The following is a 13968-nucleotide window of genomic DNA, read 5'->3' on the forward strand; positions in this document are numbered from 1 at the left end:
ACCCAAAGAAATGGCCTAAAAGGCTCACGGCATGGGAAGGTTAAAAGCCTGAGCGCTCACGTCTAGATAGAAAGGTAGTCTCCAAAGGTTCCACGTACCGGCTATGCCGCGAGGCGTCCAGGCGCTGAGGGCTTAAAGCAGGCCTCAAGGGTGGGCAACATGCTTTGAGTCCTCAGCGCTGAGACGCCTCGCGGTGTCGCGATCGAATGGAAGCGGGCAAGCCAACTCCCATCGCAATGCCTCACATCTTCAGGCTTGTAACCTGCATTGCGCTATGAGCTCTTCAGGCCATTTCTTTTGGTTACTTTTCTTTGGGCCAGCAAAGAAAAGTGACTCGAGCGCCCACGGCGATCGAAAGCGCCGCAGGCAATTTTCACGTCCACGCACGCCAACTTCCTTCGAGGACCTTCTCAAATTGCAAAAACGCGAGATACGTCAGGGCACAAACCCCAACCCACGCTTGCGCGAACATGACGAAACACATTTTCTCTCGTTCCAATTCACACATGAGTTTCATGCGTTGCAATCGACTACGCGTCATAACGTCCATCAGGTAGGGTTGTCTTCATCGACCCCGTCTTAATCATCGGCGACGCTGCAACACGGACTGCGTGAGGGAATCGAGGGGCGCAGTCGTTGAACATTTTTCCAGCGCGTCGGGCATCGCTGTGAATCGACCGGCCGCACGCGCGGCCATCACCAACGCATGGGGCTTGCGAGCCGCGTCGGCTTCGTTCGCCCTGAAAAAATCGAGGGAGTTCATACATGTCGAAGCATTACGGGCTTTTGGGGATTCGTCCATTGCTGTTGCCGGCGGCCTTGTCGCTGGCCTTGTTGTCGGTATCGGCACATGCCGCCGATACGCGCGTGGGGACGCGCACGCACGCAGGCATTCAAAACGTAAGCACGAAGGTTTCCACGCTGGTGATGACCGGGCATCCGTCGATCGATGCCACGCAGATCGCGCCGCTGGAACAAAGCAAGCCGCTGCACGTGGAAGTGAGCCTGAACCTGCGCAACGTCGATCAGCTGCAGAGCTTTCTCGCCAGCGTGAACCAGCCCGGCAGCGCGAGCTATCACCACTTTTTGACGCCGGCGCAGTTCAAGGCGCAATACGCGCCGACGCAAGCACAGGTGCAGGCGGTGGTCGCGCACCTGACGGCCTCCGGCTTCCGCAACATCACCGTGGCGCCGAACAATCTGCTGGTGTCGGCGGACGGTACCGCGGCGAACGCGAACGCGGCCTTCAACGCCAGCATGAAGACCTTCAACTTCAAGGGTAAGATGCATTACGCCAACGCCGCCGATGCAACGGTGCCGCAATCGCTCGGCGGCATTGTCGATGGGGTGCTGGGCCTGCAGGATTACGCCAAGCCGCACGTGATGTCGCATCGCATCGGTAGCGACGCGATCAAGACGCAGGCCACCACCGGCGTGGTCGGCCACAACCCGACCGATTTCCCCAAGATCTACGATGTCGGCAGCACGCCGACCGCGTCCAACACCGTGGTCGGCATCATCACCTGGGGCGACATGACCCAGACGGTGAAGGATCTCAACACCTTCACCAGCAGTGCCGGCATGGCCACGGTGAACACCAAGACGGTGGCCGCGGGCACCGGCACGCTGGCCAATGATGGCGATCCGTCGGAATGGGATCTGGACAGCCAGGACATCGTGGCGATGTCCGGCGGCGTGAAGCAGTTGGTTTTCTACGCGGCGATCAACGGCGATGCGCAGGACAGCCAGCTGACCGACGCCGGTATTACCGCGGCGTACAACAAAGCCGTGACGGACAACCTCGCCAAGGTGATCAACGTTTCGCTTGGCGAAGACGAAACGGCGGCGAACAATTCCGGCACGCAGGCGGCGGACGACAAGGTGTTCGCGCAGGCCGTGGCGCAGGGGCAGACGTTCTCGATTTCCTCCGGCGATGCGGGTGTGTATCAGTGGTCGAGCGATCCCAGCAACGGTGCGCCCGGCTATGTGGCCAATTCGAGCGGCACGGTGCAGATCGATCTGAGCCATTACGGCGTCAGCGAACCGGCCACCTCGCCGAACGTGGTGGCGGTCGGCGGCACCATGCTCAGCACCAGCGGCACGACCACGTGGACGGGCGAAACGGTATGGAACGAAGGCCTGGCCCATATCAACAACGACAGCACCCTGGATGAGCGCCTGTGGGCGACCGGCGGCGGCGTCAGCCTGTTCGAGAACGCACCGGCATGGCAGACCTCCGCGCTCGGTTCGTCGGTCACCAAGCGCCAGGTGCCGGACGTGGCCTTCGATGCGGCCTCCGGTTCCGGCGCGCTGATCGTGATCAACGGCCAGGCCAATCAACAGGTGGGCGGCACCAGCCTCGCCTCGCCGCTGTTCGTGGGCATGTGGGCGCGCATCCAATCGGCCAACAACAACTCGCTCGGCCTGCCGACGCAGAACATGTACACCTACTTCCCGAAGGACGCCACGCCGCTGCATGACGTGACCTCGGGCAACAACGGTTACAACGGCTATGGCTATCAGGCGGCGGCGGGTTTCGACAACGCCACCGGCTGGGGCAGTCTCGACGTCAGCAAATTCAACGCCTACGTGACCAAGTATTGGGGCGGCGGCAGCGTCGGCGGCGGCACCGGCACGCCGGTGGCCAACTTCACCGATACGGTGAATGGCCTGACGGTGAACTTCACCAACAGCTCCACCGACACCGGCGGCACGATCAGCAGCTACGCCTGGAACTTCGGTGACAACAGCACCTCCACGTCGGCCAGCCCCAGTCACACCTACGCGGCAGCCGGCACGTACACTGTCACGCTGACCGTCACGGACAGCACCGGCGCCAGCAACAGCAAATCCGCTGCGGTGACGGTGAGTAGCGGCAGCACCGGCAATGTGTTCAGCAACACCAAGCAGGCGGTGATCAACGACAACGCCACTATCACCAGCAGCATCGCGGTGAGCGGCCTGTCCGGCAACGCGCCTGCCACGCTGAAGGTGCACGCCAACATCACGCACAACTGGTCGGGCGACTTGACCATCGAGCTGGTCGCACCGAACGGCGCGTACGCCATCCTGCAAAACCCGGACTATGGCGACGACGGCAACATCAACACCACCTGGACGGTGAACGCCTCGTCGGTGCCGGCCAACGGTACGTGGAAACTGAAGGTGATCGACAACGATCCGCAGTACTACGGCGACTACGGCACGCTCAACAGTTGGAGCCTGACGTTCTGATGCGGTTTACGGGTGCGCAAGGACGCGCGCCCTCCACCGACGGCACGTGCATATGACGATCCGACCGCACGGCCGGCCTGCCTTGCCCTATCATCGGGCTAACCGCCGCAGTGCGGTGTGGTCAGATGTCCCTTTGCGGGGATGGGACGGGGAGGCAGAAGACGGGGATGCGCCGAGGTTGTGGGGAACGGGTGCCGCGCATGCGCGCGGCGCGCAACACCGGAACGCCGGCGTCCCTGCTTCGCTGTCTTCTCGCGTGCATCATTACTGTGGCGATCGGCAGCGCGGCCGCGCTTGCGGCGCTGCCGGCGATGGCTGCCGAAACGGCAAGCAAGCCGCGCAGCTATAACGTGCCGGCCGGCGAACTGCGCAGCGCGCTGGATGCATTGGCAGCACAGGGCGACATCCAGGTCGTCTACGACCCCGCCCTGGTCGAAGGCAAGTTGACGCATGGCGCGTCCGGACGCTTCACGCCAGTCCAGGCCTTGCAGCGGTTGCTCGCCGACACCGGTGTGAGCTGGAAAACCATCAACGACGTCACGTTCGTGCTGGAACGGGCGGCGGTGTTTCATCCGCCCGCCAGCATCATCGCCGCGCCGGTGATCGACGCGAAACCGCAGACGCTCACCACCATTACCGTCAGCGGTTCGCTGATCAGCAACGCCGACATCCAGACCGCCACGCCGACCTACACCATCACTGCCGCCGAGATTCGCGCACGCGGCTTCAACAGCCTGGACGACGTGCTGCAGAACTCCGTGCTGGCCACCGGTTCGGTGCAAGGGCCGCAGGTCGGCGGTTCGTTCACGCAAGGTGCGCAGCAGGTGAGCCTGTTCGGATTGGGTCCGCAGTTCACGCTGATCCTGCTCGACGGCAAGCCGGTCGCCAATTTCGGACGGCTCTACAACGGCAGCGTCAATTTCACCAGCATCTCCAACCTGCCGATCGCGCTGGTCGATCACATCGACATCATGCCGGGCGGCGCTTCGTCGATTTACGGCTCGCAGGCGATCGGCGGGGTGATCAACATCATCACCCGCTCGCACATGCAAGGCGGTGAAATCGCGATGCAGGCGGGCGGCTATTCGGATGGCGGCGGCGCCAGCCAGCGCATCAGCGCGGCCTACGGCCACGATTTCGGCGCATGGCGCGTGCTGGGCGCAATCGAGTTCGACAACCAGTCACCCATCTGGGGCTATCAACGCGCCTTGACCGCCAGCAACACCCGTGCGCCGAGCACGCAGGCCGCCGTGATCGATCTCGGCACGGCCGCCACCTACAACGGCAGTGCGCAAGGCTACCTTTCGCCGCCGGATGGTTGCGCCCGGCAACTGTTCGGCGGCAGCACCGCGGTGAGCCGGCGGCCGAACCTGCCGGGCTCGTATTGCGGTTCGCGCCGGCGCGATGGCTACGCCACCTACAGCAATCAATTGCGCAATTTCGACGGCATGCTCAAGCTCGCTTATCAACCGGGCGACACCCTGCGCTTGTATACCGATGTGATGCTCGATTCGCAGCAGCAGCGCTGGTATCCCGGCCCCTACGCCTGGTTTGCGGACGATCTGCCGCAAGGCCTCATCGAGGACGCCGGTACCGGCCATTTTCTTTATCCCGAACATTACTTCGCGCCGGAGGAGATGTCCGGCGGCGCGGCAGGCCAGATGTATCGGCAGAACGACCTGCTCTACCAGGCCGATCTCGGTGCCAACGGACGCTGGGGCGATTCGGGCTGGGATTGGGACATCTATTACCTGCGCAGCGGCGATCGCACGGAAGTGGTCGAGTCGCTGGCGATCAAGGCGAAGATCGACGCGTTGTTCGGCGCCATGCTCGGGCCGGTGCTGGGCACCGATCCGCGCACCGGCTTGAATCTGTACAACCCGGATTACCGCGCGTTCTTCGCGCCGATCACGCCGGCGCAGTACGCGAGTTTCACGCAAGGCGTCGGCGAATACAGCCGCACCTGGATCAATACGACGCGCGCCACACTCAGTAACGCCTCGTTGTTCGCCCTGCCCGGTGGCGATGCCGGTTTCGCCACACTGCTCGAAGGCGGCAGCGAAGCGTGGTACGAACCGGTGAACCCGCTGTTTACCCAGGGCGATATTTTTGAACACGCGGCCACCGGCGGCGGCGGTAAGCGCTTTCATGCCGCCACCGCGTTCGAATGGAACCTGCCGCTGCTGAAAACGCTGACCGCGGATGTGTCGGGCCGCTACGACTATTACGCGCTCGACCATGGCGGCAACAATCACAAGTTCACCTACAAGGGCGGCCTGGAGTATCGGCCGCTGGACAGCCTGCTGATCCGCGGCAACTACACCACCTCGTTCAAGGCGCCGGATCTGTCGTCGATTTTCTTGGGTCCCACCGACTACTTCACCACCGTCACCGATTACTACCTGTGCGCCCGTGCGCATAGCGCCACCTGCGGCCCGTCGTTTCAATACAGCGTGCAAGGCACGTCGTTGGCAAACCCCATGCTGCAACCGACTTCCGCGCAAAGCTGGACCTTGGGCACGGTGTGGTCGCCGCTGGAAGGCCTGGACATCAGCGTGGATTACCTGCACATCGCGATCCAGAACGAAGTGGTGCAGCAGGATCTGGATCTGCTCTCGCGCACCAATGCGCAATGCCTGCTCGGCCAGCTCGATGCGGCGTCCGCAGTGTGCCGCGCGGCGATTGGCCAGGTGCGACGCATGGGCGAACATGGCCCGATCGTCGGCGTGACGACCTACTACGCGAACCTCGCCAATGAAGTGACCTCTTCCATCATGGGCAGCGCGCGCTATCGCTTTGCGTTCTTTCACTGGGGCATGCTGGACGTACGCTTCGACGTGAACGACATGCTCAAGCACGATTTCCAGATCGCCGCCGGCCAGGCGCCGATCGACCAGCTCGCCAACGCGCAATACAGCACCGAGTTCAAGAGCATCTTCAACGGCAGCGTCGGCTGGACCAGTCCCGGCGGGCGCTGGACCGGAACCTTGTACGGGCACCGCTATGGCGCATCGCCCAATTTTGCCGCCGCCAACAACGGCGTGGGCGCGGGCCGCGTATCGCCCTGGATCACCTTCAACGCCAGCGTCGGCTACCGGCCCACGCGCAATCTCGGCTTTTCGCTGGTGCTCAACAACCTCGCCAACAAGATGCCGCCGCGCGACATGGGCTATGTGTCCTACCCGTTCTTCAACAACGAGAACTACAACATCTACGGACGGGAGATCCTGCTGCAGGCAGATCTGCGCCTGAACGGCGCTGGGCACTAAGGGACGTTCCGGGTCACTTTTCCGCACGGAAACGTGAAGAACGCCCGCGGGCGCCGGCCTGCCCTATCCGCACCGCGCCGGACTCTTTCCGGTGAAGGCGATCACACTCCTGCAGACTCAGCCATCCCAACTTGACCGGGACCTGGTCCGGTCCGGATAGCCGGCCGTGCTTGGCATGGCCCGTGCATCAAGGCTGCTCGCCTACGGCGCACGTGCGAAAAGGAGACGCGCGGTAGGGGTTTACCGCGGCGGTTACGTCTTAGTAACCAGATGCGGGCGCCGCCATAGCCTATTCCAAGAGCGAGCCTCCATGTTGTTGTACGCCTACCGCCGCTATGTCTTCACCTTGGCCGTCCTGCTGACGTATTTCCTGTACGCCATGCTGCTGACCGGGCGCGGCATGACGCAGCCGCATTTCATGGTCGACCAGACCGCCAGCAACGTGAAGCAAGCGAGCGGACTGAGCCTGCGCAAGGTGAGCGACTTCCTGGCCGGCCGCAAATATGTCGTGCTGACGTTCGATGACGGCCCGTATGGCTACGGCGTGGACGAGCAGATCATGGCGACGCTGCAAAAGCACCATGCCCGCGCCATGTTCTTTCTCGTATGCAGCCATATCAACGACGCCAATCGCGATGTGCTTGGCAAGCTCGAAGGCGCCGGCCACCTGATCGGCAACCACAGCTACGATCATCTGAAGCTGGCTACGCTTACCTCCAGGCCTGAACTGCAACATGAGATCGACGGCTGCAGCCAGCGCCTGGCGCAACTGACCGGCCGGCGTCCCTACTATTTTCGCCCGCCGTTCGGCATGACCTCTCCGCTCGTCACGCAGCTTGCGCAAGCGGCCGGCATGAAGCAGCTGCTATGGAACGCCAACAGCCAGGACAGCTGGATGACGCAGCCGGAGCAGATCCTGCATTGGAGCCTGGAGCAGACGGAAGACCAGTCCGTGCTGCTGCTGCACGAAAAACCGGCCACCGCCGCCGTGCTGGACGACTTGCTTACCCGGCTCGAACAACGCGGCTTCCAGTTCGTGCTGCCTGATCAGCTTTCCGATAACACTGCCATCAACTGACGGGCAATCAACTAACGCGGCACGCGTAGCGATGAATGGCGCAGCGCGTCCTCGTGCTGCGCTTCGTCGTGGGCGGCGATTTCGGCCATGTCCAGGGCGTTGTGATGCGGGCCGTGCATGGCGCCGGGTGGGATGCTGGCGTCGTTGCTGTTCTGGTTGATGGTGGTGTCGGAGCTGGGTTTGTTCGTCATGCCGGGCTTTCCAAAAAAGTGATGAACTCACCTTGCCGAAGATTTCTCTAACACCCGATCGTCATTCCGGCGAACGCCGGAATCCAGTCGAATATGGCGTGGGAAGCACACGTTATTGGTTACGCGTGCTTCGCACGATGTATTTAACTGGATTCCGGCGTTCGCCGGAATGACGATGCGCTAAAGATCAAACTTCGAGACAGGTGATGTAGCTGGCTGCTTCGCATTCTCTGCCCAAACTACCGGGCTAACGGCGCATTTCGCAAGAGTGGCCCCTCACCCTAACCCTCTCCCCGGAGGGGAGAGGGAACAACGTTCCCCGGCGAACCTCACTTCCGCGCCAATTGCTCCAACGACCATCCACCACCCAATGCCCGGATCAACTGCACACTCGCCCGCAAACGCTGCGTATCGAGCTGCAACAACCCGCGCTTCTCCTGCAGCGCCGTGGTCTGCGCCTGCACCACATCCAGATAGCTCACCGCACCATGCTTGTACTGGCTCATCGACAGATCCAGCGCATGCTGTGCGGCGTCGGCAGCGTCCTTTTGGTTGGCGCGGGCTTCGCCGAGATGATCGAGCAGCGCCAGGTTGTCCTGCACCTGCTGGAATGCCGTCAGCACGACACCGCGATACGTGGCGCCCGCTTCATCGGTTTTCGCTTTCGCTGCGGCGACGGCGGCCTTGCGATAGCCGCCATCGAACAGGTCGAAGGCCAGCGTCGGGCCGAGCGCCCAGATACGGTTGCCCGCGGTCAACAGGTTCGCCCAGCCGGTGCTTTGGAAGCCGGCCTGCGCATTGAGCGTGAGCGAAGGAAACCACGCCGCGCGCGCCACGCCGATCCCGGCATTGGCGGCGGCGACGCGTCGCTCCGCCGCGGCCACGTCCGGGCGTCGCTGCAACAGCGTGGATGGCACATCGAGCGGAATCACCGGCACCACCATCAGTTCGGTGCGCGCCGGCAACTGGAAGTTCGCCGCATTCTCGCCGACCAGCACGGCAATGGCGTCCTGGATCAAGGTGCGTTGCGCGAGCGCTTGCGACGATTGCGAGCGCGCATCGGCCAGCTGCGTCTGCGCGCGCGACACGTCCAGGCCTGACACGATGCCGCCGGCATGCAAGGTCTGCGTGAGTTTCAGCGCTTTCTCATAGGCCTGGATGGTCTGCTGCAGCAGTTCGATCTGCTGATCCAGCCCTCGCAGCTGCACGTAGTTGTCGGCCAGTTGCGCCTGCAGGCTCAGTTGCGCGGAAGCCAGGTCCGCCGCTGCGGCCAGCGCATTGTCGCGGCCGGCTTCGACGGTGTTGCGTACGCGGCCCCACAGGTCGACTTCGTAGCTGGCCTGCGCGCCGACACTGTAGACGTCGTAGTCGGCCGGCGCGTTCGGATTGCGCATCGGCGGCGCGTGATCGGACTGGCGCTCGCGCACGCCTGTCGCACCCGATCCGATCTGCGGAAACAATCCCGAGCGCGCCTGCATCGCGTACGCCTGCGCTTGCTGGTAATGCGCCAAGGCCGCGGCAAGATCGGCATTGTTGGCGAGCAGCTTCGCCTGCAGCGCGTCCAGGTCGCCATCCGCATAGAGCTGCCACCAGTGGTCGCGCGGCGCCTGGTCGGACGGTTGCGCGGCAACCCACGGGCCGAGGTCGCGATACGTCTGCGCCGATGGCGTCGCGGGCGGTTGATACGCAGGCGCCAGCGAACAGCCGCCCAGCGCCAGCATCAATGCGAAGGGAAGCGGCGACTCACGCTTTTTCATGGGGCTTGGCCGCTGCGTCGTCGGTGGCGATCTTCACGGCATCACCGTCCTTGATGCCATCGGGCGGGCTGTCGATCACGCGGTCTCCCGCGCTCAGGCCGGCGCCGATCTCGACCGTCTTGCCGTAGTCGAAAAGAATGCTGATCTTCTTGAACGCAACCTTGTCGCCCTCGCCCACCGTGGCCACGCGCAGGCCGGCGTTGTCGAAGATCAGCGTGCTCGCCGGCACGCGCAGCGCCGTGCTATCCAGCGGCAGATTGAAATGCACGTGGGCGAAGGCGCCCGGCATCAGCTGGCTGTCGGCATTATCGACCTGCAGCTGCACCAGCGTCGTGCCGGAAGTCGTGTTGACCGCGTTGGAGGTCGCTACCACCTGCGCGTGGAACTGACGACCCGGGTATTCCGGCACCGTCAGCACTGCCGCGCTGCCAGGGCGGATCGACGGTCCGTAACGCTGCGGCACCTGCACGTACACGCGCAGCTTGTGGATGTCTGACACCACGAACAACTCCGGCCCGGTGCCGCCGCCTGCGTTGATCAACGCACCGATGTCGGTATCGCGCGCCGTCACCACGCCATCGAACGGCGCCACGATGCGTGCGAACGCCTTGGCCGCCTGCAGGCGATCGACATTCGCCTGCGCCGCCTTCATCTGCGCCAACTTGGTGGTGTAGTCGGCGCTGCGCTGGTCGACGTCCTGCTGCGCGACCGAATCGCTGCCGAGCATCGCCTGCCAACGCTTGGCGGTGACGCCGGCGAGGTCTGCATTCGCCTTGGCACTGGCCAGGTCCGCACGCGCCTGTTGCAGTTGTTGATCCAGTTCCGGCGTGGAGATTTCACCCAGCACCTGGCCGGCTTTCACCGGCGTGCCGATATCGGTTTGCCATTCCTTTAGATAACCGCTGACCTGCGCATAGATCGGCGCGCGCGTATACGCCTGTAACTGACCGGGCAGATCCAGCACCGGTCCGGCCTTGCCCGGTTCCGGCGCGACGATGCTGACCGTCGGCACCGCCTGCTCCTGCGTCCAGGTTTTCAGGCTGTTGGCCTGCGTGGCGCGCGTGACCAGGCCGATGACGACGACGGCGGCCAGCACGACGGCGACGACGATGCCAGCGAGGCGCAAACCACGCCTGGACAGTGTTTGCGATGGATGCATGGTGGCGTCAGACGACATAGCTGGTTTCTCCGGAAGCGTCCGCGTGTTTGGCGGCATGCCGCGCATGGATGATGCTGAACACCACCGGCACGAACAGCAGCGTGGCGCAGGTGGCGAAAATCAGGCCGCCTATCACCGCGCGGCCAAGCGGTGCGTTCTGCTCGCCGCCCTCGCCCAGGCCCAGCGCCATCGGCGCCATACCGATGATCATCGCCAGCGCGGTCATGCAGACGGGACGGAAACGCGTAAAGCCGGCTTCGAGCGCGGCGACCGCGGCATTGCCGTGCTCGGCCAGCCGTTCGCGGCAGAAGCTCACTACCAGGATCGAGTTGGCGGTGGCCACGCCCATGCACATGATCGCGCCGGTCAAGGCCGGCACCGACAGCGGCGTATGCGTGGCGAAAAGCATCCACACGATGCCGGCCAGCGCCGCGGGCAACGCGGTGATGATCACGAACGGATCGCTCCACGACTGGAAGTTCACCACGATCAACAGATAGATCAGCACCACCGCGCCGAGCAGGCCGAACAGCAGACCGGAGAACGCGCTGTTCATGGTCTGCACCTGCCCCAGCAGCGCCACGTGCGAACCCTTGGGCTGCCGGCTGGCGGTGCTGTCGACCAACTTTTGCACATCCGCCGCCACCGCGCCCAGATCGCGCCCTTGCGTGGCGGCATAGATCTGCACCACCGACTGGATGTCGTATTGATCCACCACCGCGTTGCTGGCGTTGCGCTTGAGCGCGACCAAACCGCCCAGCACCTGCGCCTGCCCGTTGCTGCCGTTGACCGGCAGGTTGCGCAATTGCGCAAGGCTGTCGAGCGCGTATTGCGGCGTTTGCATCACGATCGGATACGACACGCCGTTGGCCGGATTCAACCAGAACGTTGGCGCCACCTGGCTGGAACCGGCCAGGTTCACCACCAGGCTATTGGTGACGTCGCGTTCGGTGATGCCCAGCAACTGCGCCTGCGTACGATCCACGTCGATGTCGAAGCCGGGATTGGCTTGCGACTCCTGGATGCGTGCATCCACCACGCCGGGAATGCGTTTGATCTGGCCGAGCAAGGCGTTCGCATAGGCGAAGTTGGCGGCCAGTTTCGGTCCGCGTATCTGCAGGTCGATCGGCGCGGGCGAGCCGAAATTCAGGATCTGGCTGACGATATCCGCTGGCGGGAACGAGAACGTCACACCCGGATACCGATGCGGCAACTGTTCGCGCAGCTTGCGCACGTACTCGGCGGTGGGACGATGCCCTTCGTTGAGCGCGATCTGGATGTCGCCATCCTGCTCACCGACCAGGCCGGTGTTGTTATAGGTGGTGTTGATGCCGCTGCCGGAAACGCCGATGTTGTCCACCACCGTGCCCAATTCATCCGGGGGAAACGCGCTGCGGATGCTGCGCTCGATCTGGTTGAACAGGATCGAGGTTTCTTCCACCCGCGTGCCGACCTGCGCGCGCACGTGCATCAGGATCTGGCCGCCATCCACGTCGGGAAAGAAGTTGCGCCCCAGGAACGGCACCAGCAGAAACGACACCAGCACGAAGGCGAGAAAGCCCAGCACGAACGGGCGCCGATGCGCCAGCGCCAGCTCCAGCATGCCGTGGTAGACACTGCGAATGCGCTCGAAGCGTGCCTCGAACGTACGCTGGAAACGCACCAGCGGATTGCCCGACGGCGGCGGTGCCACATGCGCGCCGTGTTCGTCGACATGCGGCGCATGCGGCTTCAGCAGGAACTTCGCCATCGTCGGCACCAGGGTGCGCGAGAGGATGAACGAGCACACCATCGCGAAGATCACCGCCTCGGCCATCGGCACGAACAAAAAGCGCGCCACGCCATCGAGGAAGAACATCGGCACGAACACGATGCAGATGCACAACAGCGACACGAACGCCGGCGTGACGATCTGCTTGGCGCCGTCGATGATCGCCGTTTCCACGTCCTTGCCGTGCTCCAGGTGCCAGTTGATGTTCTCGATGGTCACCGTGGCGTCGTCCACCAGGATGCCCACCGCCAGCGCCAAGCCGCCCAAGGTCATGATGTTGAGCGTTTCGCCGAAGGCGGAAAGCAGCGCGATCGCGCCGAGAATCGCCAGCGGAATCGACACCGCGATGATCACGGTGGAACGCCAGCTGCCGAGGAACAGCAGGATCATCAGGCTGGTGAGCGCGGCGGCGATCACACCTTCGCGCGCCACGCCGTTGATCGCCGCACGCACGAACAAGGACTGGTCGCCGATCGGCGCCACCTTCAGGTCATCCGGCAACAGGCCCTTGCTGTCGGCCAGGCGCTGCTTGATGCCGGCGACGATCGCCAACGTAGAGGCCGAACCGTTCTTGAGCACGCTGAGCAGCACCGAACGGTTGCCATCCACGTGCACGATATTGGTCTGTGGCGGCGAACCGTCGCGCACGTGGGCCACGTCGCGGATATAGATGGTGGTGCCGTTGACCTGCTTGATCGGCAGGTTGCCCAGCTCGTTGATGTCGGACGGCGCGTTGTTGAGGTTCAACGTGTACTCGAACTTGCCGATCTTCTGCGTGCCGACCGGAATGATCAGGTTCTGCGCCGCCAGCGCATTGGCCACGTCTTGCGCAGAGAGGCCGCGCGCCTGCAGCGCGGCGGAGTCCACGTCGATCTGCACCTGGCGCGTCTTGCCGCCGTACGGATAGGGAATCGCCGCCCCTGGCACCGACACCAGCTGCGGGCGCAGGATGTTCTGGCCGAGATCGCCCAGGTTCTGCTCGCTCAGGCCCTTGCCCGACAGCGCCAGCTGCAGGATCGGCACGGTGGAGGCGTTGTAGTTGAGGATCAGCGGCGGCGTGATGCCTGGCGGCAACTGTTTGAGCATGGTCTGCGACACCGCCGCCACCTGTGCGTTGGCAGTGGCGATGTTCACGCTCGGCTGGAAGAAGATCTTGATGATGCCGTAGCCGGCGATCGACTTCGCCTCGATGTGCTCGACATCGTTCACCGTGGTGGTGAGCACGCGCTCGAACGGCGAGGCGATGCGCCCGGCCATCTGATCCGGCGGCAGACCGGTGTAGGTCCACACCACCGCGATCACCGGAATCTTGATGTCCGGAAAAATATCCGTCGGCGTGCGCAAGGCCGCCAACGGTCCGACGATCAGGATCAGCAGCGCAAGAACGACGAAGGTATAAGGCCGTTCCAGCGCAAGCCGTACGATCCTCAGCATGTGGCTTGGCTCCAGAAACGTGCTGATGTGTCCTCGCCTTCGCTTCGGCTTGCGCCGGCACGAAGGCAAGGAACC

Annotated in this window: 8 protein-coding genes; 3 read left to right on the forward strand and 5 right to left on the reverse strand. The window is 63.7% G+C overall.

What is annotated here, in order from left to right; translation table 11 throughout:
• Positions 1–583 precede the first annotated feature (583 nt).
• Positions 584–763 (reverse strand): hypothetical protein, encoded by a 180-nt coding sequence (locus ACTHNE_RS19690; protein WP_440270104.1) that lies wholly within the window; start codon positions 761–763, stop codon positions 584–586.
• Positions 764–765: 2 nt separating this feature from the next.
• On the opposite strand from ACTHNE_RS19690, the gene ACTHNE_RS19695 reads away from it, so the two are divergent.
• The 3 genes from ACTHNE_RS19695 to ACTHNE_RS19705 all read left to right on the forward strand — a co-directional run bounded on the left by ACTHNE_RS19695 (position 766) and on the right by ACTHNE_RS19705 (position 7581).
• Complete coding sequence (locus ACTHNE_RS19695) at positions 766–3234, forward strand: protease pro-enzyme activation domain-containing protein (protein WP_324937102.1); 2469 nt, start codon at positions 766–768, stop codon at positions 3232–3234.
• Between the two features lie 200 nt (positions 3235–3434).
• Positions 3435–6503: a TonB-dependent receptor gene (locus tag ACTHNE_RS19700; protein WP_324937100.1), complete on the forward strand. Its 3069-nt coding sequence runs from the start codon at positions 3435–3437 to the stop codon at positions 6501–6503.
• A 310-nt stretch (positions 6504–6813) separates the two neighbouring features.
• Positions 6814–7581, forward strand: coding sequence for a polysaccharide deacetylase family protein (locus ACTHNE_RS19705; RefSeq protein ID WP_324937099.1), 768 nt, complete (start codon positions 6814–6816; stop codon positions 7579–7581).
• 11 nt (positions 7582–7592) lie between these two features.
• Here ACTHNE_RS19705 and ACTHNE_RS19710 read toward each other — a convergent pair whose 3' ends face one another.
• The 4 genes from ACTHNE_RS19710 to ACTHNE_RS19725 form a co-directional block, all read right to left on the reverse strand.
• A complete protein-coding gene (locus ACTHNE_RS19710) occupies positions 7593–7772 on the reverse strand; it encodes a hypothetical protein (RefSeq protein WP_440270105.1) in 180 nt (59 codons plus the stop codon).
• Between the two features lie 329 nt (positions 7773–8101).
• A complete protein-coding gene (locus ACTHNE_RS19715; protein WP_440270106.1) occupies positions 8102–9529 on the reverse strand; it encodes an efflux transporter outer membrane subunit in 1428 nt (475 codons plus the stop codon).
• Complete coding sequence (locus tag ACTHNE_RS19720) at positions 9516–10706, reverse strand: efflux RND transporter periplasmic adaptor subunit (RefSeq protein ID WP_324937093.1); 1191 nt, start codon at positions 10704–10706, stop codon at positions 9516–9518. The genes ACTHNE_RS19715 and ACTHNE_RS19720 overlap by 14 nt, the downstream gene beginning before the upstream one ends.
• On the reverse strand, positions 10696–13893 hold the full coding sequence (locus tag ACTHNE_RS19725; protein WP_440270107.1) for an efflux RND transporter permease subunit: 3198 nt from the start codon (positions 13891–13893) through the stop codon (positions 10696–10698). Before ACTHNE_RS19725 ends, ACTHNE_RS19720 begins: the two co-directional genes overlap by 11 nt.
• Between the last annotated feature and the right edge of the window lie 75 nt (positions 13894–13968).

Source organism: Dyella sp. (assembly GCF_051954575.1).
In the GTDB taxonomy this organism is placed as follows: domain Bacteria; phylum Pseudomonadota; class Gammaproteobacteria; order Xanthomonadales; family Rhodanobacteraceae; genus Dyella_B.